The 25722-nt window shown below is 56.5% G+C and carries 30 protein-coding genes; 8 read left to right on the forward strand and 22 right to left on the reverse strand.

Features of this window, described 5'->3' with window-relative positions:
• The first annotated feature begins 34 nt into the window (after positions 1-34).
• Both CDI07_RS03020 and CDI07_RS03025 read left to right on the forward strand, forming a co-directional pair.
• Entirely contained in the window at positions 35-616 is a 582-nt protein-coding gene (locus tag CDI07_RS03020) for a CGP-CTERM sorting domain-containing protein (RefSeq protein ID WP_088180192.1), read from the forward strand.
• 61 nt (positions 617-677) lie between these two features.
• Positions 678-1406, forward strand: a complete 729-nt coding sequence (locus CDI07_RS03025; protein ID WP_088180193.1) for a cytochrome C biogenesis protein CcdA — start codon at positions 678-680, stop codon at positions 1404-1406.
• 40 nt (positions 1407-1446) lie between these two features.
• Here the strand turns inward: CDI07_RS03025 and CDI07_RS03030 are convergent, their stop codons facing one another.
• The 3 genes from CDI07_RS03030 to CDI07_RS03040 form a co-directional block, all read right to left on the reverse strand.
• The gene (locus CDI07_RS03030; protein ID WP_088180194.1) at positions 1447-2259 is read right to left on the reverse strand and encodes a hypothetical protein; all 813 of its coding nucleotides are present in this window, start codon (positions 2257-2259) and stop codon (positions 1447-1449) included.
• 71 nt (positions 2260-2330) lie between these two features.
• Positions 2331-2717, reverse strand: a complete 387-nt coding sequence (locus CDI07_RS03035; RefSeq protein ID WP_088180195.1) for a transcriptional regulator — start codon at positions 2715-2717, stop codon at positions 2331-2333.
• Between the two features lie 26 nt (positions 2718-2743).
• A complete protein-coding gene (locus CDI07_RS03040; RefSeq protein ID WP_088180196.1) occupies positions 2744-3220 on the reverse strand; it encodes a DUF1858 domain-containing protein in 477 nt (158 codons plus the stop codon).
• Between the two features lie 110 nt (positions 3221-3330).
• Here CDI07_RS03040 and CDI07_RS03045 point away from each other — a divergent pair, with 110 nt between their 5' ends.
• Together CDI07_RS03045 and CDI07_RS03050 are read left to right on the forward strand one after the other, a co-directional pair.
• Positions 3331-4671: a DUF438 domain-containing protein gene (locus CDI07_RS03045; RefSeq protein ID WP_088180197.1), complete on the forward strand. Its 1341-nt coding sequence runs from the start codon at positions 3331-3333 to the stop codon at positions 4669-4671.
• Positions 4672-4681: 10 nt separating this feature from the next.
• Positions 4682-5758: a Xaa-Pro peptidase family protein gene (locus CDI07_RS03050; RefSeq protein WP_088180198.1), complete on the forward strand. Its 1077-nt coding sequence runs from the start codon at positions 4682-4684 to the stop codon at positions 5756-5758.
• Here CDI07_RS03050 and CDI07_RS03055 read toward each other — a convergent pair.
• Entirely contained in the window at positions 5755-6216 is a 462-nt protein-coding gene (locus CDI07_RS03055; protein ID WP_014012145.1) for an Lrp/AsnC family transcriptional regulator, read from the reverse strand. The genes CDI07_RS03050 and CDI07_RS03055 overlap by 4 nt on opposite strands.
• Positions 6217-6333: 117 nt before the next feature.
• Here CDI07_RS03055 and CDI07_RS03060 point away from each other — a divergent pair, with 117 nt between their 5' ends.
• Positions 6334-7677, forward strand: coding sequence for a leucine/methionine racemase (locus CDI07_RS03060; protein WP_088180199.1), 1344 nt, complete (start codon positions 6334-6336; stop codon positions 7675-7677).
• Positions 7678-7753: 76 nt separating this feature from the next.
• The gene (locus CDI07_RS03065; protein WP_088180200.1) at positions 7754-9055 is read left to right on the forward strand and encodes a uracil-xanthine permease family protein; all 1302 of its coding nucleotides are present in this window, start codon (positions 7754-7756) and stop codon (positions 9053-9055) included.
• 41 nt (positions 9056-9096) lie between these two features.
• On the opposite strand, the gene CDI07_RS03070 is transcribed toward CDI07_RS03065, so the two are convergent.
• From CDI07_RS03070 to CDI07_RS03145, 16 genes are all read right to left on the reverse strand, one after another.
• Entirely contained in the window at positions 9097-9681 is a 585-nt protein-coding gene (locus CDI07_RS03070) for a DUF996 domain-containing protein (RefSeq protein ID WP_226996602.1), read from the reverse strand.
• Between the two features lie 57 nt (positions 9682-9738).
• A complete protein-coding gene (locus CDI07_RS03075) occupies positions 9739-10335 on the reverse strand; it encodes a DUF996 domain-containing protein (RefSeq protein ID WP_088180202.1) in 597 nt (198 codons plus the stop codon).
• A gap of 120 nt (positions 10336-10455) precedes the next feature.
• Positions 10456-11190: an NADH-quinone oxidoreductase subunit NuoI gene (gene nuoI / locus CDI07_RS03080; RefSeq protein WP_088180203.1), complete on the reverse strand. Its 735-nt coding sequence runs from the start codon at positions 11188-11190 to the stop codon at positions 10456-10458.
• Between the two features lie 5 nt (positions 11191-11195).
• A complete protein-coding gene (locus CDI07_RS03085; protein ID WP_088180204.1) occupies positions 11196-12380 on the reverse strand; it encodes an NADH-quinone oxidoreductase subunit D in 1185 nt (394 codons plus the stop codon).
• 10 nt (positions 12381-12390) lie between these two features.
• The gene (locus CDI07_RS03090) at positions 12391-12990 is read right to left on the reverse strand and encodes an NADH-quinone oxidoreductase subunit C (protein ID WP_088180205.1); all 600 of its coding nucleotides are present in this window, start codon (positions 12988-12990) and stop codon (positions 12391-12393) included.
• Positions 12981-13571 (reverse strand): NADH-quinone oxidoreductase subunit B family protein, encoded by a 591-nt coding sequence (locus CDI07_RS03095; protein ID WP_088180206.1) that lies wholly within the window; start codon positions 13569-13571, stop codon positions 12981-12983. Before CDI07_RS03095 ends, CDI07_RS03090 begins: the two co-directional genes overlap by 10 nt.
• Positions 13572-13581: 10 nt before the next feature.
• Positions 13582-14475, reverse strand: a complete 894-nt coding sequence (locus tag CDI07_RS03100; RefSeq protein WP_088180207.1) for a respiratory chain complex I subunit 1 family protein — start codon at positions 14473-14475, stop codon at positions 13582-13584.
• A complete protein-coding gene (locus tag CDI07_RS03105) occupies positions 14476-16320 on the reverse strand; it encodes a proton-conducting transporter membrane subunit (protein ID WP_088180208.1) in 1845 nt (614 codons plus the stop codon).
• On the reverse strand, positions 16317-17804 hold the full coding sequence (locus CDI07_RS03110; RefSeq protein WP_088180209.1) for a proton-conducting transporter membrane subunit: 1488 nt from the start codon (positions 17802-17804) through the stop codon (positions 16317-16319). The genes CDI07_RS03105 and CDI07_RS03110 overlap by 4 nt, the downstream gene beginning before the upstream one ends.
• Positions 17801-18145 (reverse strand): NADH-quinone oxidoreductase subunit K, encoded by a 345-nt coding sequence (locus CDI07_RS03115; RefSeq protein ID WP_088180210.1) that lies wholly within the window; start codon positions 18143-18145, stop codon positions 17801-17803. Before CDI07_RS03115 ends, CDI07_RS03110 begins: the two co-directional genes overlap by 4 nt.
• Positions 18142-18849, reverse strand: coding sequence for a Na(+)/H(+) antiporter subunit B (locus CDI07_RS03120; protein WP_088180211.1), 708 nt, complete (start codon positions 18847-18849; stop codon positions 18142-18144). The genes CDI07_RS03115 and CDI07_RS03120 overlap by 4 nt, the downstream gene beginning before the upstream one ends.
• Before the next feature lie 2 nt (positions 18850-18851).
• Positions 18852-19136 (reverse strand): DUF4040 domain-containing protein, encoded by a 285-nt coding sequence (locus CDI07_RS03125; RefSeq protein ID WP_014788046.1) that lies wholly within the window; start codon positions 19134-19136, stop codon positions 18852-18854.
• Positions 19133-19552 (reverse strand): monovalent cation/H(+) antiporter subunit G, encoded by a 420-nt coding sequence (gene mnhG / locus CDI07_RS03130; RefSeq protein WP_088180212.1) that lies wholly within the window; start codon positions 19550-19552, stop codon positions 19133-19135. Before mnhG ends, CDI07_RS03125 begins: the two co-directional genes overlap by 4 nt.
• Positions 19549-19803 (reverse strand): monovalent cation/H+ antiporter complex subunit F, encoded by a 255-nt coding sequence (locus tag CDI07_RS03135; protein ID WP_088180213.1) that lies wholly within the window; start codon positions 19801-19803, stop codon positions 19549-19551. Before CDI07_RS03135 ends, mnhG begins: the two co-directional genes overlap by 4 nt.
• Entirely contained in the window at positions 19800-20306 is a 507-nt protein-coding gene (locus tag CDI07_RS03140; protein ID WP_088180214.1) for a Na+/H+ antiporter subunit E, read from the reverse strand. The genes CDI07_RS03135 and CDI07_RS03140 overlap by 4 nt, the downstream gene beginning before the upstream one ends.
• A 267-nt stretch (positions 20307-20573) precedes the next feature.
• Positions 20574-21074 carry a hypothetical protein gene (locus CDI07_RS03145; protein WP_012571457.1) on the reverse strand — a complete coding sequence of 167 codons (501 nt, stop codon included), beginning with the start codon at positions 21072-21074 and terminating at the stop codon, positions 20574-20576.
• Between the two features lie 188 nt (positions 21075-21262).
• Here CDI07_RS03145 and CDI07_RS03150 point away from each other — a divergent pair, with 188 nt between their 5' ends.
• Together CDI07_RS03150 and CDI07_RS03155 are read left to right on the forward strand one after the other, a co-directional pair.
• Positions 21263-22522, forward strand: coding sequence for a radical SAM protein (locus CDI07_RS03150; RefSeq protein ID WP_088180215.1), 1260 nt, complete (start codon positions 21263-21265; stop codon positions 22520-22522).
• A 162-nt stretch (positions 22523-22684) separates the two neighbouring features.
• Entirely contained in the window at positions 22685-23290 is a 606-nt protein-coding gene (locus tag CDI07_RS03155; RefSeq protein ID WP_145954969.1) for a hypothetical protein, read from the forward strand.
• On the opposite strand, the gene wecB is transcribed toward CDI07_RS03155, so the two are convergent.
• Both wecB and CDI07_RS03165 read right to left on the reverse strand, forming a co-directional pair.
• Positions 23287-24420 carry a non-hydrolyzing UDP-N-acetylglucosamine 2-epimerase gene (gene wecB / locus CDI07_RS03160; RefSeq protein WP_088180217.1) on the reverse strand — a complete coding sequence of 378 codons (1134 nt, stop codon included), beginning with the start codon at positions 24418-24420 and terminating at the stop codon, positions 23287-23289. The two genes, CDI07_RS03155 and wecB, sit on opposite strands and share 4 nt — an antisense overlap.
• On the reverse strand, positions 24417-25703 hold the full coding sequence (locus CDI07_RS03165; protein ID WP_088180218.1) for a UDP-N-acetyl-D-mannosamine dehydrogenase: 1287 nt from the start codon (positions 25701-25703) through the stop codon (positions 24417-24419). Before CDI07_RS03165 ends, wecB begins: the two co-directional genes overlap by 4 nt.
• Positions 25704-25722: the final 19 nt, after the last annotated feature.

Here is a 25722-nt window from a genome sequence, read left to right on the forward strand (position 1 = left end):
TAACTTCCCACGGGAATAAGGTTCGGGTGAGAAGATGAAAAAGTTGGTTTTAATTATCATAGGGCTGCTGTTTATCTCGACGGTATCATACGCCGTCGCGGAAGCCCAGGTGAATCCGGACAAGCTCCACTTCTACATGTACGGTGCGAAGACCTGCCCCCACTGCCGCAAGATGAAGGAGGAGATACCGAGGGTCTACGGGAACGACAGCTTCACCTACTATGAGCTGGTGGACAACGCCGAGAACCAGGCCCTCTTCGGCGTCCAGTACCAGTACACGGGCATAGCGGGGGTCCCGGCCATAGGCATAGCCTACGACGGTAAACTTGAAGCCATAGTCGAGGGGGAGTTCAACGTCTCAATGGCCCCGGAGATAGTGAAGGCCGCGATGGACAACGGCGGTCTGATCCTTGTAACCGGGGGAAAGGCGTACATAATAAAAAACGAAACCATAATCCAGAAGCTCCAGGTTATCTACGTTGAACACCGGAACCCGGATGAGCCGGTAACGACGACCACAACCACGACCACGCCGGGCAACAGTGGAATCTGCGGGCCGGGAATACTGGTTGCCCTCGCGGTTGTTCCCCTGGTTCTCCTCAAACGGAGGCGCTGACCTTTCGTTCTCAACTTTTTGTTTTAGAAAGCCACAAAAAGACCCGCGATAACTTTCTACCATGAGAAGTGAGATAAAGGGTCTGGCGCTCATAGTCCTCGCATCCTTCGGGATAAGCTCCCTGGCGCTGTGGGCACTGGGCATGACCAGTTTCATCCCCCAGTTCTTCACCCTTGCGATGACGGACTCCATAAACCCGTGCACGTTCGTCATATACACCATGCTCCTCATAGCCCTCTCGGTCAGGGAGATTTCCAAGAGACGGCTCTACCTCATAGGCGCCGCCTTTATAGCAGCGGTGTACATATCCTACTACCTCCTCGGAGTCGGCCTGCTCTACTTCGCCGGCTACCTGCCCCTGTGGGTCGCGGGGGTTGCCGCGATAATCTTCGGGGCCTACACCATAGCCACTGGGCTGATGGAGAAGTCGCGCATAGCCGACAAGAAGGGCGTCAAGAAGAGGATATTCAGCAGCGACGCCACAGCCGTGGGGGCCTTCACCCTGGGCATCATAGTCTCCACCACGCTCCTTCCATGCTCTGCCGGGAGCTATCTAGTCTATGCGATAATAATCTCGAAGGCAGGGCAGGCCCTCGCCTTCCTCCTGCTGGCCCTCTACAACCTGGTGTTTGTGCTGCCGCTGGTGATCATACTGCTCGCCATGGGCAGTGTCACGGAGAGCAAGCGCTTCTCCCAGGCCATGGTGAGGAGGAGCCGGGAGCTCTCGGTCGTTGCGGGGATTCTGCTGATCGCGATAGGGGTCTGGGTTCTGACCGGTGCTTCGCTTTGACGCTCGATGAGGCTTTATAAGGAAGGAGAATGGATATGGCTCAAAAAGCGCCGCTTCCAAGGCCGCAGATGTTCGCGAACGGACATATCGAGCAGTCCTCTGTGTAGGGCTCGAGGTAAGGCTCACCCTTAACTGCCTTCGTTATCTCCTTCGCCTTTTCCATGGCTTCGTCATCGCCCTCAAGGACGAGGGTGACGCTTCCCTCCGCACCCCCAGCGCCGCCTGCCGCTATCGGAATCGCCTCGACTCCCGCGAGTATTCTGTACGCCTCGACCTCGGTGACGGGATGTGAATGCGGTATCGGCACGAGGGCCGAGTAAAGCCCGGTTCCCCAGTCGAATGAGTAGATGCCCGTGAGCTTGGCGCTCTCCTCGACCGGCGTCGGCACGAACTTCTCAAGGCTCACCGGCGTTATCGTGAAGACACCCTTCGTTATCGTCCAGCCGAAGGTCTTGCCTATCGTCCCGCCGTCGGGAGCCGCTGCAAAAACTGCAACGTTCCAGTTGATGTCTATCGCGTTGGCGCCCTTGATGAACACGTCCTTCGGGCCCATACGCTTGAGGGCTTCCAGTGGATCATCAAACGGTTCGCCCCTGTAGAGGACGAGGTGCTTGGGCCACGTCTGCTTAGGTGTGACGCACGTTCGCCCCTTGCTTATTATGCCAACGGTCCACTTCTCCTTCTCTATCTCCTCCCCCAGAATCTCCTCGGCTATGTATGCAGCAGTGGTTCCAGTGGCTATGTAAACGAAGCCGTGCTTCAGCGCGTGCTGAACTTCCGGCATGGCCACGACTGCCTTGGCTATCAGCCTCTTGCTCTCGGGGGGTGTGAGAGTTACGAGTGCCCTTTTCACGGAAATCACCGGGCTAAAATAGGCGTCGAAAGGTATTAAACCTTCCCTTAGAGCGCCCTAGAAGCCTTAGTTCAGCCGAAAAGTTCCAGGCAGACCCTACACTTGGCGGGATCGACCTCCGGGTCAAGCTGTGAATGGAGGGAGCAGACGTAGCCCCTGCCGAGCATCTCGAGGGATATCCGGACGAGCTCTGAATGAATCTCGTACTCGGTCGGCCTCTCCCTAACTATTCTCTCGGCCAGCGCCATCACCCTGGCCTCTATGTCCGGGAACTTCGAGACGTCTATCAGGGCTCCCCTGTCCATCCTCAGATAGCGCGAGACGGCGGACTGCGTGATGTACAGGAGCTCCCCTATCTCGGTCTGCTTGAGGCCCTTTCCGCGAAGGATTTCAACGAGTCTTCGCCGCAGGGAGGGATACACGTACCTTGCGGCGACGTCAAAGGCGTTCGTCTTCATGGGTACCACTATGACGCGCGGAATATTTAAGCCTTTTCCAGTCCCTTGAGCTCTTCCATCATCTTTTTGAACCTCTCGTCGCTCATTCCGAGGAGCCTCTTGGCGTCCCTCAGGGTTATCGTCTTGGAGAGGGTTCTCCTCATCTCCGGGTTCTCAAGGGGTGAGAAGCCGTACTTCACGAGTATCTTAAGGGACTCCGGGTAGGCTTTGAGGAGCTGGGCCACGTTGGTTTCCTCGGTTATTTCCTCTAGCCTGTCGTCGCATTCCTTGAGCTCCATCGTGAGCTCTCTCGAGTTCTCGGTTTTGGTTATCCTGAGCACGAAGGCTCCACCGATTTCCTTCAATTCAATCCTGTAACCGGCCTCCTCAAGCTTCCCTATCATGTCAACGAAAGGCTTGTCGCCGATTACCTCAAGAGTTTTCCCCGCCTCGAGCTTGGCGAGGGCTTCCACCATCATGACAGCCGGTTGTGGGGGCTGCAATCCACGAACATCGAGTATCATGTTTTCCACCGTCATCTTTTATGACGCGCGGCATATAAACTTTGTTGGGCAGATATGCCCAGCAATGCTTATAAACGTTTTATATGACACTTGTCATGAAGGTGGTAAAGATGACTGAATTGTTGAACAATCGCGAATACAAGAAGGAGCAGTTGAAGAGGCTCCTTCTCCGGATTCATGAGGGGGAGGACGTTAACGAACTCAAGGAAGAGTTCAGGGTCGTGTTGGGTGGCATCTCCCCCCTGGAGATTCCGATCATAGAGCAGGAGCTGGTGAAGGAGGGCATATCTGCCAAGGACATAGCGAAGATGTGCGACCTCCACGTCGAGCTGTTCAGGGAAGCGGTTGCCGGAACGGAGGAACTCGAGGAGAGGGCCCTTCCCGACGGGCACCCGCTCAAGACACTCTACCTCGAGAACAAGGAGATAATGAAGGACGCCGAGATGCTCAACCTCTACGCGAGAACCCTAGCAACGACCAAGGACGAGCGCATGAGGGAGGAAATCCTCGGCGTCCTGGAGGAGATAGTGGGCAACCTCAGGAAGGTCGGCTTTACCCACTACAACCGCGAGGAGATGCTCACCTTCCCCTACATCGAGCGCAGGGGTCTGACGGCGATAGCGACCGTTCTCTGGACGAAGCACGATGAGATAAGGTTCATGGTAAAGCACCTGGCCGGGCTTTTGAGGAAAAGGGACAGAATGCCCTGGGAAGAGTTCGTTGAGCGCTTTAAGGAAAAGGCCGGCGAGGCTTCATTCGCGCTGAGCGATATGGTCTTCAGGGAGAACAACATCTACTACCCAACCCTAAAGGCGCTGCTGAGCGATGGGGAGTGGAAGGCAATAAGGATGCAGGAAGACGAGTTCGGCTATTACAAGGTTAATCCGCCGGTGTGGGACCCGGGAGAGGACGTTGAGCCGCTCCATCCATGGGAGATCGACCCAGAGCTGAGTGTTGAGGAACTGCTGAACCTTCCGAGGGAGATTCAGCAGGCGTTGAAGGGCCAGCCTCTGGAGTTCGACAAGTCAGAACTCAAACGCGAGGGGGATATAGACCTTGGAACCGGCTACGTGAACATTGAGGAACTAAAGGCGATATTCGAGGCCCTTCCGGTGGACGTGACATTCATAGACAGGGACGACAGGGTTCGCTTCTTCTCGCCGGGGGAGAGGATATTCGCGAGAACCCCGTCCGTGCTCGGAAGGCCCGTCCAGCTCTGCCATCCCCCGAAGAGCGTCCACATAGTGAACAAAATCCTCAAGGCCTTTAAGGAGGGCAGGAAGAAGGAGGCAGCCTTCTGGCTCCGGCTCGGGCCGAAGTACGTCTACATCAGGTACGTCCCGCTGTTCGGGAGGGACGGCGAGTACCTCGGCACCCTTGAGATGACGATGGACATCGAGCCATATAAAAGGATTGAGGGCGAGAAGAGACTGCTGGACTGGAGGGACTGAGGTGGTTCATGTGCGCGGGGACAGGGAGATATTCCGAAGAAGGGTGGAGCGCTTTCAGGAGCTGTTGAGGGAGAACGAGATAGACGGGGCGGTGATAAGAACCCTCTCGAGCTTCATTTACTTCACCGGAACCAAGTGGCTCCGGCCGAGCCTCCTCATTCCTGCCGAGGGCGAGCCGGTGGTCTACGTCGTCAAGGGCGAGGCCGAGCTTTTCAGGGAGAAGAGCTGGATCGAGAACGTCATGGAGTTTCAGAAGGTGGAGGACCTGATGGCCGGCGTTGTGGGCTGGATACACCGCAACGGGATGAGCCGCGTTGGACTCGAATTCGGCATAGAGCGCGACGCCTACCTCATATTCCTCAAGATATTCGAGCGCCTCAACCCGACCGTGGAGATAGTGGACATCCTCGACCTCACTATGGGGCTGAGGATGATAAAGGAAGAGTGGGAGCTCGACAACATCAGGAAAGCCGGGAAAATAGCCGGGCGCGGTATGAAGGTCGCCGAGGAGGTCATAAAACCGGGCCTCAGCGAGCTGGAGATAGCGGCTGAAGTTGTAAGGGAGCTCATGCTGAGCGGCAGCGAAGACCCGAAGGTCTACGTTTCAACGACGCCGAGGGCGCACGCCGAGCCCTTCCGCGACCTGAAAGCCCCCGAGAACGGGGTCGTTACAGTCGTCATCGGTGCAGACTGGAACAACTACTACGCCAACGTGGCGAGAACCTTTGTGGTCGGCGAGCCGGGCGAGAGGGTAAGGAGGGCCATCGAGACCAAGGAAGAGGCCTACAGAATCGCGCTTGAGGAGACGAAGGTTGGCGTTGCACTGAACACCGTCGAGAAGAAGCTCGCGAACTTCTTCAAGGAGAGGGGCTTTGGGGAAGCTTACATAGCTGGCTACACCCACGGCGTTGGCCTGCTCATAGAGGAGCCCCCCATCGCCACCATAGTCGTCCCGCAGAGGGCCGCGAAGCTTCAGGAGAACATGGTTCTAACGGTTATCCATTCGCCGCTGATGATTCCGGAGGGGGCGATAAAGCACGAGGACACGTACATCGTCAAAAAGGATGGTCTCGAGAGGGTGACTTAGAACACCCTCGCGTAGCCCCACTTCCTTACGCTCGTCAGGATTGACGTTTCCGTGCTCCTCAGCCCCTCTATTCTTCCCAGCTTTTCTATGAGGAAGCTCTCGAGCTCCTGAAGGTCCTTAACGGTTACCTGCATGAGTATATCGTGCGCCCCGGTCGCTATGCCCAGAACGTCCACTTCCGGCAGCTTGCTCAGCTCCTCCGCGGCCTTCTTCACCCTGCTCGGCTCAACGTCGACCGCTATGAACGCGACTATTGAGTAACCGGCCTTAAATGGATTTATGAGCGCCGAGAACTTCCTTATGACGCCCCTCTCGACGAGCTTCTTCACCCTGAGCCTGACAGTCGATTCCGGCACCTTGAGGCGTCTCGCTATCTCGGAGTAGCTGGCCCGCCCGTCCTCCTGGAGGATGTGGAGTATCATCCTGTCCAGTTCGTCAAGATGCTCACTAGTACGCATTTTTTCACCTCAATTTTTGTCAATATTTTGCTATCCTTTTAATTTTTTCTGCGAAATTAGCAAAATCTGGGCGAAATTGCTATTAATTTCAAACGCGTATAGCAGTACGGTGAGAGCATGAACTATCCCCGAAACAAGGAGGAGGTTGTGGAGCGCTATTCACGGGTTTTTCCGAGGTCGGCTCGCGTCACCTACGCGCCGATAGTGGGCGTCAAGGCTGAGAACGCTCGCGTCTGGGACATCGAGGGCAGGGAGTACATAGACTTCCTGAGCGACGCCGCCGTTCAGAACGTTGGGCACAACAATCCCAGGGTCGTGAACGCGATAAGGGAGCAGGCGGAGAGGCTGATACACTTCACCTTCATCTACGGCTTCCCGGTTGAGCCGCTCCTCCTGGCTGAGAAGCTCGCCGAGATATCGCCCATCGAGAGCGCGAAGGTCAGCTTTGGGATGAGTGGGAGCGATGCCAACGATGGGGCGATAAAGCTCGCGAGGGCTTACACGCGGAGGAGAACGATACTCAGCTATCTCAGGAGCTATTACGGGGCAACCTACGGTGCGATGAGTATAACGGGCCTCGACTTCGAGGTTCGCTCCATAGTCGGTGAGCTGAGCGGTATTCATTACCTCCCGTACCCTAACTGTTACCGCTGTCCCTTCGGGAAGGATCCAAAGACCTGCAAAATGGAGTGCGTCTCCTACATCAAGGAGAAGTTCGAGGGAGAGGTCTACGCCGACGGCGTCGCGGCCCTATTCGCCGAGCCGATACAGGGCGACGCCGGAATGGTCGTTCCGCCACAGGATTACTTCAGGAGGGTCAAGAGGATACTCGACGAGCACGGGATTCTCCTCATAGTGGACGAGGTTCAGAGCGGCATGGGGAGGACGGGCAAATGGTTCGCGATAGAGCACTTCGGGGTCACCCCCGATGTCATAACGATAGCCAAACCCCTCGGCGGCGGACTCCCCATAAGCGCGATAATAGGGCGCTCCGAGGTTATGGACTCCCTCCCGTCGCTTGGACACACCTTCACCCTCAGCGGCAACCCCGTGACGAGCAGGGCGGCCCTGGCGGTTATCGAGGAGATAGAGGAGAGGGACCTGCTCAAGAGGGCGGAGAAGCTCGGAAAGTACACCAGAAAGAGGCTCGAGAAGATGAAGGAGGAGCACGAGCTCATCGGCGACGTTCGCGGTCTCGGCCTGATGCTCGGCGTTGACCTTGTGAAGGACAGGGAGACCAAGGAGAGAGCCTATGAGGAGGCCAGGAAGGTCGTCTGGCGTGCCTACGAGCTGGGTTTAGTTCTTGCGTTCCTTCAGGGCAACGTGCTGAGGATTCAGCCGCCCCTCACGATAGAGGAGGAACTCCTAGAGGAGGGTCTCAACAGGCTGGAGAGGGCCATAGCGGACGTCGAGGAGGGCAGGGTTCCGGACGATGTTCTGACGAAGGTTCAGGGCTGGTGATTGACATTTTTCTGTCTATTTTCCCTGCCTCCGAAAGCTTTTTAAACAAACCTTTACACAGATTGAGCGGGCTTTAATGGAAACCCTTGAGACGATGAAAGGACCTGTACTCAAGGTTGGAATCGAGGATAAGGTTGAACCTTCAAAGGCTTTGGTTTTTGGCCTTCAGCATGTTCTCGCGATGTTCGGTGCCACCGTCACCGTGCCCCTAGTCGTTGGGGGTGCAGTTGGTCTGAGCGGCTCCGAGATTGCCCTCATGATACAGGCCGTTCTGCTGGCGATGGGCATCGCAACACTGCTCCAGACGACGATAGGCTCCCGGTATCCGATAGTGCAGGGCTCAAGCTTCGCCTTCATTCCGGGCCTCATAGCGATTGGCTCAAGCCTCGGAATGGCCGCGGTCCAGGGTGCGCTGATCGTTGGGGGCCTGATAGAGGCAGCCATTGGATGGCTCGGGATAATCGGGAAGGTCAGGAAGCTCTTCACCCCGCTGGTCACGGGCGTCACGATAACGCTGATAGGCTTCAGCCTAGCCGACGTTGCGGTTAAGAACTTCTTCAACTTCTACGCGGACCCGTCAGGGGGGAGCATCGCCAGGGCAACCCTGGTGGCGGCCATAACTTTCCTCACGACCGTTATGGTCGCTCTGAGGGCGAAGGGAAGCCTGAAGGCAATGCCTGTCGTGGTGGGTGCTGCGGTTGGCTACCTTGTGAGCGTTCCCCTCGGCCTCACGGACTTCGGACTGGTAAAGAGCCTGCCGGTTGTGAGCATCCCAAGGCCCTTCCCGTGGGGCGAACCGGTATTCGACACAACGGCGATAGTCCTGCTCCTCTTCGCCTTCATGGTGAGCATCATAGAGAGCGTCGGGGACTACCACGCGATAGCCACCGTCACGGGCTCGGACATAACGGGCAAGCACATAGCGAGGGGAATAGGCAGCGAGGGCCTGGCCTGCTCGATAGCGGGCCTCCTCGGCGCGTGTGGAACGACGAGCTACTCGGAGAACATAGGTGTGGTGGCCCTCACGAAGGTTGGCAGCAGGTACGTGGTGCAGATAGGGGCGGTTATTCTGATCCTCCTCTCGCTGGTTCCGAAGTTCGGGGGAGTCCTCGCCTCAATGCCCGCGCCGGTTCTCGGCGGCCTGACCCTGGCGCTGTACGGAATGATAAGCGTCACGGGTTTGAGGCTGATAAAGGAGAGGGTCGAGTTCAACGACAGGAACACGCTGGTACTGGCCGCCGCACTGATAGCCGGTCTCGGAGCACCCCAGCTCCCGGCGGAGTTCCTGGCGGCCTTCCCGAAGATAGTCGCCAGCATCTTGGAGTCTGGGATGGCTGTTGGAGCGCTTACGGCGATAGTGCTCGACAGGCTCCTCTGAGTTCTTCTTTTTTACAACACAAAAAGACAAAAGAAAAGGGGTCACCAGATTACCTCTTCTTCCGCTGGGGCTGGCTCCGGCTCCTCTCCAAGCTCCGCGGGCATCTTGTTGAAGGCTATTATGACGAAGACGCGCGCGATCAGGAGCAGCAGGAATCCAACGAGGATTATGGCAGTAAGTGCGCCCCACCACACCCACGTGGCGGCGTCCTTGAACTCCTTGGTGTCGGTTATCTCGTACATCGCAAGCCAGGCCCTCTTCTGGAAGTAGGCGGCGCCTATTATCAGGGCCACAAACAGTATGAAGAGAAATATCGCCAGGCCTATTCCGGCCGATTCGCTGAGGTGCCATCCCGCTGGAACGAGGGCAAAGGTTCCGAACAGCAGGGCGAGGATGACTATCAGACCGCCTATAGCAAAGATGACGCCGTAGAGGTAGTTCTTAAAGGGCCTCTCGTCGCCTACGGCATCGCTTATTCCCTTCAGAGCCAGCAGTATCAGGATGAAGCCGATCAACGATACCACACTGCCGATGTACGGTATAAAACCGCCGACGAGGGTGAGGATTGCCCCCCACATTCCCATGTTCTTTTCACTGCTAACGTTAACAACGGTCACCGAAACCACCGTATAAAAATCAACCTCAAGCTTAAAAACGTTACCCAAAAGAGTGAGAAGATGGGCTCACGATGCCACGTTTGTTGGGGTTGAGGTTTCAATCTCCTCCGGCAGGTTTGCGAAGCCTATTATCTGGTATACCGCAGCGATGAAGAGCAGTATAACTCCCACGAAGATTATGAGGGTTATCACGCCCCATTTCGTCCAGGTTGCAACCTGGTCAAACTCCTCCACGCCAGTCACCTCGTAGGCCGCGCGCCAGGCCTTGATGTCAAAGTATATGCCGAGTACGAGCACAGCCACTACCGCCAGACCTCCGAGGGTCACCATAGTCGCCCCAAAGACTCCCATTGAGCTGTGGAGAGGATGCCCAAAGGCCATCGTTGAGTTAGAAATCGAGAACACGCCAATGATCATTAGGATTACCGCCAGAAGCAGGCCGGCGAAAAAGACTATGACTGAATAGAGGTAGTATCTGAAGGGCCTGTCGTCGCCGAGCTTGTCCCCGATGCCCTTGAGCGCTATGAGAACAAGTATCTCCCCCACCAACGAGAGGGTCCCCTTGAAGATCCCCATGTAGGGGATCACACCGATGAATCCCCCCACCAGAACGAGCACTGAGCCAACGAGTCCGAGGCTCCTCTCGCTCCTCAGGTCCGCCATGAAATCACCTCTGAGAGCTTTGGGCATTACTACTTTAAAAAGTTGCGATTCTTGGCCACGATACTGCGTTCGGGGGATCTGGATTTCAGAAAAGTTGGGGGATTAAAGAAAGGAAAAGGGTCACTCCTTCTTCTCCTCGGGCTTGGCCTGAGCTTTTTCCTCGGCCTTCTCGGCAGGCTTCTCTTCCTTCTTCTCGGCCGGTTTGGCGGCCTCTTTCTTCTCCGGGGCCTTGGCAGGCTTCGCAGGTGGCTTGGCCGGCGTCGGCTTCTTGGGTGGCCTCAGACCGTAGCCGAGTATCTTGAACTCTATCTTGTCGCCGTCGCGGAGGTGGTAGATGTGGGTACCGTCCTCCAGCTTCTCGATCTTGACGACCGGGAAGCGGTAGTCCCTGAACTTCTCGTTGAGCTCCTTGACCTTCTTCGGGTCTATGGGCACCCAGTCGTAGAGCTCCAAGTCTTCCTCAAGGCCGCCGGTGGTGAGGTAGTAGTTCTCGGTGAAGTCAAGGGCACCGGTCGGGCAGACGTCCACACAGAACTGGCAGAAGGTACACCTGCCGTAGTCCACCTTCGGGTGCGGCCTCTTCTCCATCTTGCCGTCCACTTCGATCCAGGTCATCTCTATGGCCCTGGCGGGACATATCTGGCCGCAGAAGTTACAGCCGACGCAGGTCTTCCAGTTCAGCGTGTGGAATCCCCTGTACTTCGGTGCCGGCTCTATCTGCTCGAAGGGTATCTTTAGCGTGACCGGCTTCTTGAAGAGGTACTTGATGCCCATCCACGGCTTGACGAATGATTTCTTGAGCTTGACCTTCTCCTCGCCGACGACCCTAACCTTTGGCTTCTCAACGCTCTCCATCTTCATCACCTGTCTATGTCCGGCGGGCAGTTGTCAAGGGTCTTCAGGATGACCGGAACGTCCGCAAGGCGCGCTCCCTTCAGGAGCTCCTCAAGCACCGTGACTCCGTGGCTCTGGCTCGGGCCTCTGATATGAACCCTGTACGGTTTGTGGGTTCCGTCGCTGACGACGTAGGCGCCAAAGTCTCCCTTCGTGCTCTCGACGTGGGCGTAGGCGTCACCCTTCGGCGGCTTGAACCTCGGCAGGGCCTTGAGCCTGGCGTCCTTGACCATGTACGGCCCGCTCGGCGGCCCCATATCGAGGAGCTGCTCCAGGATGTAGAGGTCCTGCTCCATCTCGTACCTCCTCACGAGGACCCTGGCCAGGCTGTCCCCCTCCTTCAGGACCGGAACCTCGAACTCGAGCTCTGGGTAGAACAGGTACGGGTCATCCTTCCTGACGTCGTAGGGAACGCCGACGGCCCTGAGATTCGGACCGGTGACGGCGTGCTTCAGCGCGAACCTCTTGTCCATTACACCAACTCCCTCAGTCCTCTCGAAGGTTATGTAGTTGTCGAAGAGTATCTCGTCGAAGTCCTTGAGCTTGCCCTTTAGGTACTCGACGGTGTCTCTGAGCTGGCGGAGCCACTTGTCACCGGGTATGTCCCTCCTGACTCCTCCGGGCACGGTGTAGATGTGGTAGACCCTACCGCCCGTGAGCTCCTCGAAGAGGCGCATGAACCTCTCACGATAGGCTGCAGCCCACTGGCCCGCTGTATAGAGACCTATCTCGTTTCCAAAGCCCATTATCCAGAACATCCAGGCGCTCATCCTGGCCATCTCGAGGACTACAGTCCTTATCCACTGGGCCCTCTCCGGAACCTCCCAGCCGACTATCTCGTCAACCGCCATGGAGTAGATGTTCTCCGGCACGTCGCTCTCGGGAACACATATACGGAGGAGCAGGGCGATGTTGGTGAAGTAGGGCCTCTGCTCTGCGAGCTTCTCGAAACCGCGGTGGAGGAATCCGGGGTTGACTATGGCCTTCTCAACCCTGCTTCCATCCATCTTCAGGATTATGCTGAAGTTCTCGGTGGCCATGTGCTGCGGACCGAAGAACAGCTCGTAGGTATCCTTGTCTATGGGGTGAAGGTACATATCGTGGGCCTTTGCCTCTTCCCTAAGTTCCTTCGGGACTTCCAAATTCGCCATGATCATCACCTCATATCACATAGTTGGTCTTGCTCTCGTCGTATCTGTCGAAATCCTCGCCGTAGATCGTCTTGACGTAGCCTATCATGTTGAAGTCCTTTCTGAATGGGTGCTTCTCGTACTCCCTCGGCTCGAGGATGAAGGGACCGAGCCTCGGGTTGCCCTCGAATATTATGCCGAAGAACTCGTGAGCCTCCCTCTCGTAGGTCTCGGCGACCGGCCAGATGTCCATGACGGTCGGCATCTTTGCGTTCTCCCTGGGTATCCTCGTCCTCACGAAGGCGTGAACGCTCTCACTGACGCTCCAGAGCTGGTAGACAAGCTCGAACTCACCCTCCTTGAGCCAGTCAACGACGCTTATCTGAATGAGCATCTCGAACTTCTCACTCGCGAGTTCGAGGAACTCCTTTATCCTGTCCGCGGGGACTTTGAACTCAACGCGCCTCTCTCGCCTGACGTTGCCCTCGGCGTAGGGTGCCTTCTCAAGCACCTCCGCAACCAGCTTCCCCTCTTTGGTATCGGGGAGCTTTGGAGCCTCCACTTCTGGAACCTCCTGGGGCTTTTGCTCCTCAACCTTCTCCTCGACCTTGGGCTTCTCGTTCATATCCATGCCAGCCACCTCCTGGCGTCCTTCTCGCGCCATCCTTCTCCAAACAGCTCGTCCTGATTCTTCCTGTAGTACTCGTAGTTCTCCCTGTAGCGCTTCCAGCCGTCGGCGGTTCCCTCCTCTATCTTGCGCATTATCTCCATTATTCCGTCCATAACTGCTTCCGGCCTTGGCATGCAGCCGGCTATCGCCACGTCAACCGGCAGGTACTTGTCGAACTGCTTGACGACGTTGTAGGAATCCCAGTAGACTCCGCCGTTTATCGGGCATGAGCCGTGTATCAGCACGTACTTGGGGTCCTGCATCATCTCGTAGGTTATGATGATTCTCTTGAGGGTCTTTGGGGTAACGTAGCCCGTGATGAGGAACAGGTCACCCATCCTCGGTGCAGGGTTTGGCATTATTCCGAAACGCTCGAAGTCGTATCTGGCGGTGGCCAGCGGCGGCATCTCGATACCGCCACAGCCCGTACAGAAGGCCACTATCCAGAGGCTCTTCTTCCTGGCCCACTTGAACAGGGGCTCGAAGAGCTTGAACTCCTGGAGCTCGTAGCTTATGAAATCGTCATTCTTTCTCTCGCTCATCCACATCACCTCACATCGTCAGGAGCACGGCTATTATTCCCAGTATGGTCGGCCACTTCCAGAAGAACTTGGCCGCCTGGTCTATGGTGAACCTCGGGTAGATGCTGGCCACGAATATCGCTATGAAGAGCACCGCTATCTGCTTGATGAGCAGCTCGAGCAGGTTGCTGGCTCCTCCGAGGAAGATTACCGCAAAGAATGCCGTCTCTGCGAAGAGCTGAACCGCGTGCTGGGTGAAGAGTATTGCCGCGTGCTTGCCGCCGTACTCGACCATGGGACCCATCGAGATTTCCGCCGGGGCGGTGATTATGTCGAAGGGCTCGAGGCCGAGCATCGCCTGGAAGACTATGTCGAAGACTATCATTGCCAGGAAGAGTGCCGGGACGAGGATGCTCCATCCGTGGGCCTGCTGGAGGGACACCAGCTCGTTCAGCTTGAAGGTTCCCCAGTGCTGGATGACGGCTATCAGCGCGAGACCGTATGGCAGCTGCATGGCCACCATGGTGAGCAGTCCACGCTGGACACCGACCGCTGAGTAGGGGTTTCCTGAGCTCATCGCACCGAGCATTATGCCGAGCATCGGCACCTCAAGGAGATATGCAACGACTATGAGGTCGGCGTTGACGCTGAAGAGACGGAAGCCTGCGAGGGGAATGAAGAGCAGTGCTGCGATGCTGGCTCCGAGGGCAAATATCGGGCCGAAGTCGTAGATGAATCCATGGGTGACGCTCTCCTTCTTGCCCAGCAGCTTGAGGGTGTCTATTATCGGCTGGTATATAGGCGGTCCAACGCGGCGCTGAATCCTTGCCATGGCCTTCCTCTCTATGCCCATGAATATGAAGCCCATGAAGGTGGCGTATATCAGCATTCCAATGACTTCCAGGATGAGCTTCCAGTCAATCATTCACAACACCCCCCACAGTGCGAGTATGAGCAGCACTATCGCCAGGTACCACGAGTAGCTCTGGACGTTGCCGTTGTACAGGGACTGTCTGATCGAGTCTGCGAAGTCCTCCACTATGCCCGCCAGGCGCTCGTAGAACCTGTCCCAGCTGTACTTGAGCCAGAACTCCAGGGCCTCGGCGAGTGGCCTGTAGAAGTTCTTCCTGATGCTGAGGTTGAACTCCTCAGTGACGGGGTTACCCGACTGGTAGGTGTTTGTCACCTTTATCTTCCTCACCTTGGCGCCGTAGAGATACACCAGTCCGGCTATGACCAGGCCGATTGTGAGGGCTATCGTCACGAGCAGGGCGTTGTAGGTTCCCGTCGGGGTAACGAGCTTGTAGTAGTCACCGCCGACGATTTCCCCTCCGAGCATCCTGTTGAGGTACTTGGTGACTATGCCCGGTGCAACACCGAAGAGCAGGTTGGGGATCGCCAGTAGGGTCATTCCTATGAGGAGCGGGAGCGGTGCCTCCTTAACGTCCTCAAGGTCGCTCGGCCTCTGGCCGAACCAAACCGCGTAGAGGAACCTGACCACGTAGGCGAAGGCTATGCCGCTTCCGAGGAATATGGCGCCTGCAACGAGGGGCATGTGGGCGCTTATGGCCGCCTCGTATATGAGCCACTTGCTGGCAAAGCCCGCCATCGGCGGAATTCCCGAAAGGCTCAGCACCGCTATCAGGCCCATCGCGAAGGTGAAGGGCATCTTCTCAGCGAGGCCTCCCATGTCCTTGAACTGGGTCTTGCCGGTCTGGAGGATTATGGCAGCGGTCACGAGCCAGAAAAGGCCCTTGAACACGGCGTGGCTGAGCACGTGGAAGAGACCTCCGGCAAAGCCGAGGCTGCTGCCGAGTCCGAAGGCGAGCAGTATGTAGCCGACCTGGCTGACCGACGAGTAGGCGAAGAGCTTCCTGATGTCCTCCTGGAGGACCGCTAGGAAGCCTGCAACGACTACCGTTATCGCCCCTATCCACGCGATTATATATGCGAAGGTCAGGTGCCCGTGGAAGGTTCCGAAGGCCGCGTAGAGCTTGTAGCCCATGAGGATGTAGAGCAGGAGGAATCCATAGGCTCCCGCCTTGCTGAGGGCACCGCTGAAGAAGGTCGTGTAGCTCTGGTCGGTCTCGCTGTAAGCTCCGGGCGCCCAGACGTGGAGCGGAACGGCACCGGCCTTAACGCCGAACGCCGTCAGGAACAGCCCGAATATGAGGGCCGTCTCGGCGGTGCTTATCGCTCCGAGGCTTGCGTCAACGTAGAGTGCCTGCCTTATGGTGGCGAAGTCGAGCGCTCCGGTCTTGGCGTAGAGGATGCCTATCGCTATCAGCATCGCGTAGGCTCCGATAACGCTCAGCACGAAGTACTTGAGGGACTCGTGCTTGTTCCTCCTGATGACCATCATGAAGCTGGCAAAGGTCATCATCTCCCAGAGCAGGAAGAATCCCACGAAGTCCTGGCTCAGGAAGACACCGAGCACTCCCGTGTAGCTCATCAGGGCGAAGAGCCAGTCGTAGGAGCTCTTCGAGGTTGATGCCATTCCGAGGGCCATCGCGAGGCCCACCAGCGAGGCCACCGCCGCGAAGTACCAGCTCATGGTGTTGAGCTGGAACTGCAGGGTGAACCCGCTCACCGTAACCGAGTAGTTTACCGCCTCGTTCAGGACGGTTGAGTAAAGCTTGGCGAGGTACGCGAGGGGTATCGCCGCGCCTATGAGGCCTATAGCTTCCCTCACGCCCTTTATATCGAGCGCCCACGCTATGACTCCAGCTATCAGGGGCGCAAAGATTATGATGAGGAGTTCGTTGATCATGCTCCCACCCCCATCAGTGGCACGTTCTTAACGTACTGGGCAACGTTAAAGATGTCGTTTCCGGCCTTCTGGGCGAGGTTCCAGGCGTAGTCCGGGTAGATTCCTATCACGACCACGAGGGCCGCGAGGAACAGTACCATGAGGCCGATAACGATGTTCTCGTCTATCCTCTCTCCGTCTCCCTCGAACCAGATCGTGTGGAGCAGTCTGAAGTAATAGACGGCCTCCACGACGCTTGCGGTGAGCACCAGGACAGCCGCCCAAGTGTAGCCCACCTGGAGGGTGGCGAGTATTATCCTGATTTTGCTCCAGAATATGTTGAACAGCGGTATTCCGACGGTGGCTATGGCGCCCACTGAGATCGCGAAGGCAGTCAGCGGCATCCTCCTTCCAAGTCCCCTGAAGTTCTCAATCTCTGCCCCTCCGAGGGTCATCGCAACGTAGCCGACCGCGAGGAACAGCATGGCCTTCACGATGGCGTGGTTTATCATATGGAAGACGCCGGCGTCAACACCGCTCTGGGTTCCGAGGGCGAGGGCGAGCGCGATGAGGCCTATCTGGGCTATACTGGAGTACGCTATCATCCTCTTGACGTTCCTCTGCCTGAGCGCGGCGAGCTCCGCAACGATTACCGTGAGCGTCGCCAGCACGACGAGGAGCCTGAGGACGGAACCCCAGCTTCCGACGTCCTGCATCAGGTAGAGAATCCTGGCCATGGCGTAGAGGCCCGCCTTGACGACGAAAGCCGAGAACATGACGGTCACCGGGTGCGGAGCGGCCTGGTATGCATCGGGGGCCCAGGCGTTGAGCGGGAAGAGCTCCGCCTCGACGGCTAGGCCGAAGATTATCAGCGCCAGTCCCACCTGTGCGACGGTCGGGTCCATTGTTGCGGCCAGCTGCGCTATCTGTGCCATGTTGAGAGTTCCGAGGGAACCGTAGATGAGCGCTATGCCCACGAGGAAGAAGCTGGAACCGATTCCGCCAAGGATTATGTACTTCATCGAGGCCTCAGCGGCTTCACCGGTCTTGTTGTAGGCGGTTAGGGCGTAGGCGCTGATTGCGGTTATCTCCATGAATACGAAGAGGTTGAATATGTCTCCCGTCGCTATCATGCCGGTGGCTCCGAGCATGAGGAGCAGGAAGAGCATGGCGTACTTGTCTATGGGCTCGACTTCGATTGCCCTGAGGCTGAAGACAGCCATGAGGAAGCTGATTGCCGCGACGATGAGCACGAAGAGCGCCGCGAAGTGGCCGAAGTACAGGTTGATTCCAACGGGCGGCCTCCAACCGCCGGCGATGACGATTATCGGCTGGCCCGTGGAGTAAACCCACTGGAACACCCACGCGGCTATTCCCGTCTGGAGTGCGGTGACAGCTATGAGGAAGTACTTGATCGCGTTCTTTCCGGCGCCCTTCAGCAGGGGCACGAAGAACGCGCTGATGAGGGGTAGCGCTATGAGCAGAGCGGCGTACTGCCCGTTCATCCTCTCAACCTCCTTATCTCCTCGATGTTAAGGGTTCCGTACTTCTCGTAGATCAGCATGGCGACGCTAAGGGCCATGGCGGTGGTGGCAACGCCTATAACTATCGCGGTGAGCACGAGGGCCTGTGGAATCGGGTCAACGGCCTGGTTCGGGCCGATTCCCTCGCTCAGTATGGGTGCGCTCCTTCCGGAGACGTAGCCCACGCTGATGAGGAGCAGGTTCACGCCGGTTTCCATTATGCTGAGTCCGATGAGAACCTTCAGGAGGTTCTTCTTGACGAGTATCGCGTAGAGGCCCACGAGGATGAGGGCTATGGCGCCGAAGTAGTAGACGCTGATCATTCGCTCACCTCCTCCTTGAGCATGTTGTCGATGATGCCGCTGAGCTCAGTGCCGACCTTCAGGCCGATGATGGTGTAGATTATCGGTATGAATCCGCCGCTGAGGAGCCTTCCAACGTTCTCCGTGCCGAAGTTCCATGTCTGCCATATCCAGTCGAAGAGGAAGTAGCCGCCTATGGAGAGACCAATGAGGCCGACGATAACGTAGCCCATTCCGGCGAGTCCCTCTGTCTTCTCGAAGCCCTTGTGGGGTATCTCGTAGGTTATAAACGCCAGATAGAGCAGCAGGAACGCGGTGGCGATGGTGGCTCCGCCAGGGAATCCTCCTCCCGGTGTTAGGTGTCCGTGGATGAAGATGTAGGCACCGAAGAGCATGACGAAGGGCACCAGAAGCCTGGTTCCGGTCGTGAGGACTATCGAACCCTCGGTCTTGGCGGTTCTCTTCTTCTTTTTCCTCCAGAGGAGTGCACCGACTCCGGTTGATGCTATGAACAGAACGGTGACCTCACCGAGGGTATCGAATCCACGGTAGTTGACGACGACGGCGGTGACCGCGTTGACGGCTCCGGTCTGCTGCTTCACGTTGTCGAGGTAGTACTGCCCCACTAGCATTTTGTCCTGGCCGAAGGGAACTCCAGCAAGGCCCTGGGCGAGCCAGTAACCCACGATGAGGAGCAGGATTATAGCGAGTGCGCGCTTGAGCATTTTCACCACCTCACCCACCAGCCGGGCTTCTCTTCCTCTTCCGTCTCAAAGCGCTGGGTTCTCTTGATGGCGAAGATGAATATCGCACCGCTGAGCGCTGCGCCTATAGCTGCCTCCGTCATTGCGACGTCCGGCGCCTGCAGCATGAAGAACAGCAGCGAGGCGAACAGACTGACCGCGGCCATTCCAACGGCCGCCGCCAGGAGGTCTCTCCACTCCACCGCGAGAACCGCGGATATTATCATGATGCCGACTATGATGTACTCGATACAGGTTATGCAGTTCATTCCTCACCACCCTCCTCAGCGGGTGTTTCTTCGGGTGCCTCGGGGGCCTCAACTTCCTCCCTCTCCTTGGCCTCCAGGTGCTCCCTGTACTTGTCAACGACGCTGCCCTCCCAGAGGGGTATGCCGCTCTTGTAGGCTGCCCTTATGAGCGCGTGGGCGCTTATCGGGTTGGTGAGCAGGAGAAAGACGGCTATAACTATGGTCTTCGTGAGCCAGGGGATGCTTCCGAAGTCGGTGCCTAGCGCCCAGATACCGACGCCCACCAGGACACCGAGGCTTCCAAGGGTCGCGCTCTTGGTCGAGGTCTGCATCCTGTTGTAGACGTCCGGCATTCTGATAAGACCTAGCGCCGACAGGAAGTAGAAGAACGTTCCCAGCAGCACGAGGATTTCACCGATGGCGGCGAGCGCGTTCATAGGCCTCCCTCCATGTAGCGCGCGAAGGCTATGACTCCACCGAATGCGAGTATCGCGTAGACCAGGGCAACGTCGAGGAATATCATCCTCTGGTAGTAGAGCGCGAAGAGGACCATGAGCCCAGTGGTTATGGTGGTCATGATGTCAACGGCGACGAGCCTGTCAACGGTGGTTGGCCCTCTGAAGACCCTGTACATGCTGAGCAGCGTCGCTACGGCTATGAGCGCGAGATAAAAGTTTATCCCTATCATCCGAAGATCACCTTCAGGAACTTTTCAAAGGGCTGGGTTATGTTCTTGGAGGCACCTTCAACAGAATCGTCCTTGACGTCTATCCAGTGGATGAAGTACTTGTCACCGTCCACGTCGAGGGTTATGGTTCCCGGAGTCAGGGTGATGGAGTTCGCCAGGCTGAGCTTCCCAACGTCGCTTTCGAGAACGGTCCTGCACTCAACGATTCCAGGGTTTATTGGTCTCTTGGGATGCAGAACCCTGTATGCGACGTCGAGGTTCGCCATTATCATAGCCCACAGGAAGTAGGGGATGTAGGCTATTGCGTATGCTATCCTCTTGGGGTTGAGGTTTGCGAGGCCGTTCGTTGTGAATATCTCGTAGGTGAACGCACCGACGATGAGCGACAGTAGTAGGCCGATTTCCAGTTCCTGTGGGTCCAAACTGGCCGTTAGAAACAGCCATATCAGGAACAGTACGATAACCGTGTACAGGTAGCGGCTTATCCTGCTTGCTTCTCCCATTCGACAACCCTCCGCAGGTTGATGGAAGTGCTCCCAATAGAGTTAAGCGAAGCTAATTTTTGGTTTTAAACAATGGCTTATAAACCTTACCTGCGAATAACAAAGGTTTAAAACGTTTGGTTAAAATGAGGGCATCAGACTTGTTCTCTGATGTTAGAAAGGGTTCCTCATGGCGCATAACTTTAGAGGAGCCATGAAGTTCCCAAATTTGTTTACAGAATGTTATGAAAAAGTGATGAAAATTTCAATCAAAAATGAGGAAACCCGTCAGTAGATAGATATCCTCTTGACACCCTCAAGCTTGGAGAGCTCGTTGATGAGGTCGCCAGGAATCGGCTTCTCGGTGATTATCGTGAGGGTGGCCTCGGGATAGAGTTCGGGATCTTCGGCAACGACCTGGATGATGTTTATGTCCCTCTCGGCTATCTTCTGGGCGATCTTGGCAAGTATGCCTATCGCCCTGGGTTCGGGCTCGATCTCTATGACGCCGTAGCCGACGTGCCTTCCAACGTACTTCATGTGAACGGTCGGCTCAAGGTTGGTGTATATCTCCTTCAGCTCGGGTATCTTGAGTATCATCCCAACGGTTTCTTTGACAACGCGCCGGTCAACGTCGAGGGCCTTCGCAATCTTGGTGTACGGAACCTCTATGTCACCGGCCTTGATCTTCATGTCATCGGAAACCCTGAGGCCGTACTTGAGGAGTGTCTTGGCGATCTGCTTCCTCACGGGATACTCGTCAAAGTAATGCTCGATCTTTCCCCACATTACCTATCACCCACACTAGTCCATCACTAGACTGTTTAATTCAATAATATTAAAATGTTTCCATGTTCGCATGATGGCAAAAGGTCTTTCCTTAAAAATCTTTGGGCGCGGATGTCTGGAACCCATCACCGTGGAACGGATGTTTTATCCATCGGCGGATTTTTAAAATCTCTGCGAAACCCGGAAACATGATCGAGGTAAGGCTCCCCCATACCCATTTTGAAGACGCCGGTGAGAGCATCAGACTTGTTTGGCGCGAGACGCTCTACGCTGACTTTGAGAAGGACGAGCTTGCGAGAGTGATTAAAAGGAAATATCGCGTGAAACCAGCCATAACCGCAAGAGACGGTGCCCTCCTAGTGGACACCGACTATCCCGACGTTGAGAAGTACATAGCCATCTACATCCAGAACAACCTCGGTGCTCTCTTGAGAAACCGTTACACGGGAAGAAAGGTCATCTACATCCATGAGGGCATGGACGTTCCGCTCCTCGGCTACAACGCCTTCGGTCTGATCGACAGGGGGACCAACCTCATTCAGGTCCGCGGTGTGAGCGGCTGCAACCTCAGCTGCGTGTTCTGCTCCGTGGACGAGGGGCCTTACTCGAGAACGAGGAAGCTCGACTACGTGGTTGACGTTGACTACCTCATGAAGTGGTTCGACGAGGTTGCTGGGATAAAGGGCAAGGGGTTAGAGGCCCACCTGGACGGGCAGGGCGAGCCCCTTATCTATCCCTTCCGCGTCGAGCTCGTTCAGGCCCTTCAGGAGCATCCCAACGTCTCGGTAATCTCGATGCAGAGCAACGGAACGCTTCTGAACGATAGGCTCGTTGAGGAGCTGGCGGAGGCGGGCCTCGACCGGGTTAACCTCTCCATTCACTCCCTCGACCCGGACAAGGCGAGGATGCTCATGGGGATGAAGAGCTACGACCTTGAGCACGTTCTCGACATGGCGGAGGCTTTAGTCAACGCCGGAATAGACGTCCTCCTCGCCCCGGTCATAATCTTCGGGGTAAACGACGACGAGGCCGAGGCCTTCATAGAATTTGCCAGGAAGATAGGCGCCGGAAAGCGCTGGCCCGCCCTAGGCTTCCAGAACTACATACCCTACAAGTTCGGCAGGAACCCGACGATAGCGAAGCTCGTTCCCTTCAAGGACTTCTACGCATGGCTCAGAAAACTTGAGGAGAAGACCGGAATGAGGCCGCTCGTCCTGAAGCCGAAGCACTTCGGCATGGAAAAGCGCGAGTTCATCCCCCTATCCTTCCGGCCAGGGGAAATCGTCAAGGCAGAGATAGTTCTCCCTGGGAGAATAAAGGGCGAGATGCTGGCAAAAGCTAGGAACAGACTCATCGAGGTCATAAACACGGACGCCGAGATAGGGGACAGGATAAAAATAAGGATAGTCCGTACCAGGCACGGCATCTACATCGGCACGCCAATCTAACCATGCACCTTTTCCTCGATGAACGGCATCATCAGCGCGAACACGGGAGTCGTACCGTCGACAATCACTGACATCACCACTCAAATTATGAATCCATAAATCTTTTGAACATCGTTCAAATCTAACTCCAAAAAGTTTAAATCACGTGAGAGTGTTACTTTATTGGGGAAGAAGATGAAGAAGGTGCACCTCGTTGGTATGGTTGTGATAATCTTAACCCTCGCATTCTACTTCGGAGACTTTGCCCTGGCCAGGTCCGAGACCCATGCGAGTGCTCAAATTGGTGGCCTGCGGAACGCCAACGCCACATTCAACGAGGGCTTCTGCGTGTATCCGGATTCCCCTTTCGGAAACCTGGTCGCCGCTGAACTGAGGGCAAGGGGGCACAAGGTTCTGACACTCTCCGCTCCGGTGGAATGCGACGGTCAGTTTCTGGCGGTCTGGGTGGAGTGGTTCAACGTCAGCTATTCTCCGGTACTCTCAAAAGGGCACGTACGGGTAATCGCTGTCTACTCAAGCGTCGGCGATCCGAGCCACTACCTCAAGTACAAGAACGCCACAGACAAGAGGAGGGCACTGATAGAGTTTGAAGGGACCAAAAAGCCCCAGTTCCAGGCCTACATCATCGCCGATGTTTCTGACGAATCAGAGGGCTTCATCGCCCTCAAGGGCTACCGGGACTACCTCCTGAGGCAGGCAGCGAAGGCCGTTGCCGACCAGGCAGAAAGCTTTAAACTGAAGAAAAAGATGCGGGAAGGCTCAGATTAAATAAACCTTGAGCTCCTGACCCTCAGCTCCCCCTTCTCGTGAAGCTCCAGCAGTATTTTTGCTATCCTCTCCCCGGCCCTTCCGTCGCCGAAGGGATTCGGCGCCTCTGCCATTTCCCGGTAGAACCTCTCGTCCTCTAGGAGTCTTTGGAGGTACCCCAAAGCCCGCTCCTTCTCTAGGCCAACGAGGACGTTGCCGCCAGCAGTGACCGTTTCCGGCCTCTCGGTGTTGTAGCGCAGTGTGAGGCAGGGCACGTTGAGGATTATGCTCTCCTCCTGTATTCCTCCAGAGTCGGTCATTATCGCGAAGGCGTTCTTCTCCAGCTTGAGGAAGTCGAGGTAGCCGAGGGGCTTGGTTATAATCAGATTCTCGATCGAGCTTATCCTTTCCCACAGGCCGAACTCCATCAGCCTGTTCCTCGTGCGGGGGTGCATGGGATAGATGGCCTTTATCGGAAGGGCCTCAAGTATCTCAACGAACTTTGTCAGGTTTCCCCTGCTGTCCGTGTTCTCGGCCCTGTGGGCGGTTATCAGGACGTATTCCTTCGGTTTGAGGCCGAACCTTTCGAGAACGTCGCTCTTCTTTTCCGCTATCTCCGCGTTCTGAAGAACGGCATCGACCACCGTGTTGCCAACGACGTAAACGTTCTCGGTTATCCCTTCCCTCTCAAGGTTCCTCCTCGCCTCTTCCGTTGGGGCGAAGAGAATCTCACTCGCATGGTCGGCCAGGATTCTGTTTATCTCCTCCGGCATCGTCCTGTCGAAGCTCCTCAGTCCAGCCTCGACGTGGGCGACCGGTATCTTCAGCTTAACGCTCGCTATGGCCCCGGCCAGAACCGTGTTGGTGTCTCCCTGCACAAGGGTCACGTCCGGCCTTTCATCCATCAGGACCCTCTCGATCTTTATCATCGCGGTTCCCGTTTGCTCCGCCTGGGTGCCGGAGCCGACCTCCAGGTGGTAGTCTATCCCGTCGAGCTCAAGTTCCTCCAAAAAGACCCTGCTCATCTCGTAGTCGTAGTGCTGCCCCGTGTGGATGAGAAGCGGCTTGACGCCCCTCTCCTCGAACGCCCTTATGACCGGTGCCAGCTTTATTATCTCGGGCCTCGTTCCGAAGACGAAGGCCGGCTTCAATACTCTCCCCTCCCAACTCCCCTGAAGACGAACCCGCGGGGCGGTTTCTCAACAACGTGCCTTCCATCCACGAGGATCCTCGTTCTCATGAGCTTACCGAGATCCTCCCAGTTGAGGGACTTGAAGGCGGTGTGATCGGTTGCTATGACGACTGCATCCGCTCCGTTGAGGGCATCCTCCAGATTTTGATGGGTTCCACCGACAAACGGGTCGTAGGTCCTGACCTCGGCCACATCATCCTTGATGGCATCAATGAGCGCAAACGCGGGGGAGTTTCTCGTGTCATCGCTGTTCCCCTTGTACGCGAGGCCGAGAATTGTCACGACGGCGTCGTTTGGCGGGACGTTGACCTCTCCAAGAGCGTTGAACAGGAGTTCCCTCGTGAGCAGAGGCATCGAGTCGTTTATCTCCCTGGCCAGCTTTATCAGCCCGAAGTCCCTCTCGGCGGGCCAGACGAGCAGATGGGGGTCCTTTGGAAGGCAGTGGCCGCCGACGCCGATGCCTGGAACGTGAATCTTGACCCTCGGATGGGTGTTGGCGAGCTCTATCGCCTCGAAGACGTCTATCCCGTACTGGTGTGCGAGGAGCGCGAACTCGTTGGCTAGGGCGATGTTGACGTCGCGGAAGGTGTTCTCCATGAGCTTGACAACCTCGCTGACGGTTGAGCTGGTCTTAAAGGTCTGCCCCCTGACGAAGGAACGGTACAGCTTCTCAGCCAGCTCCGCGCTCTCCGGAGTTATTCCACCAAAAATGCGGGAGTTGTAAACCAGTTCCTTGAATATCCTGCCCGGCATCACCCTCTCCGGGGCGTGGACCATGTAGAAGTCCTCCCCCGCCCGGAATCCCCTGAGCTCCTCTATGAGTTCCGCCATCCTAACTGTCGTGAGCGGAGGAACGGTGCTCTCGATTATGACCAGCGAACCTTTTTTCATGACCTTTGCGACGGTCTCAATGGCGCTCCGCAGAAATTCTAGGTTTGGGGTCTTATCCTCCCTGAGGGGTGTCTGAACGCAGATTATGTAGACGTCTTTTCCCTTGATATCGTTTGGATTGGAGGTCGCCCGCAGGGTGCCGTTTTCGATGGCCTTTTTAAGGAGATCGTCTATCTCTGGTTCCACTATGTGGGCCTTTCCGGAGTTTATGCTCTCGACGACGTTTCTCCTTATCTCATACCCAGTGACCCTAAAACCTGCGTTGGCGAACATTATTGCCGTCGGGAGGCCTATGTAACCGAGACCTATCACAGCTATCTCTGCGCTTCTGTCCCCTATCCTGTCCAGCATGCTTTCCACCCACTACCCC

Source organism: Thermococcus sp. 5-4, from assembly GCF_002197185.1.
Classification (GTDB): domain Archaea; phylum Methanobacteriota_B; class Thermococci; order Thermococcales; family Thermococcaceae; genus Thermococcus; species Thermococcus radiotolerans.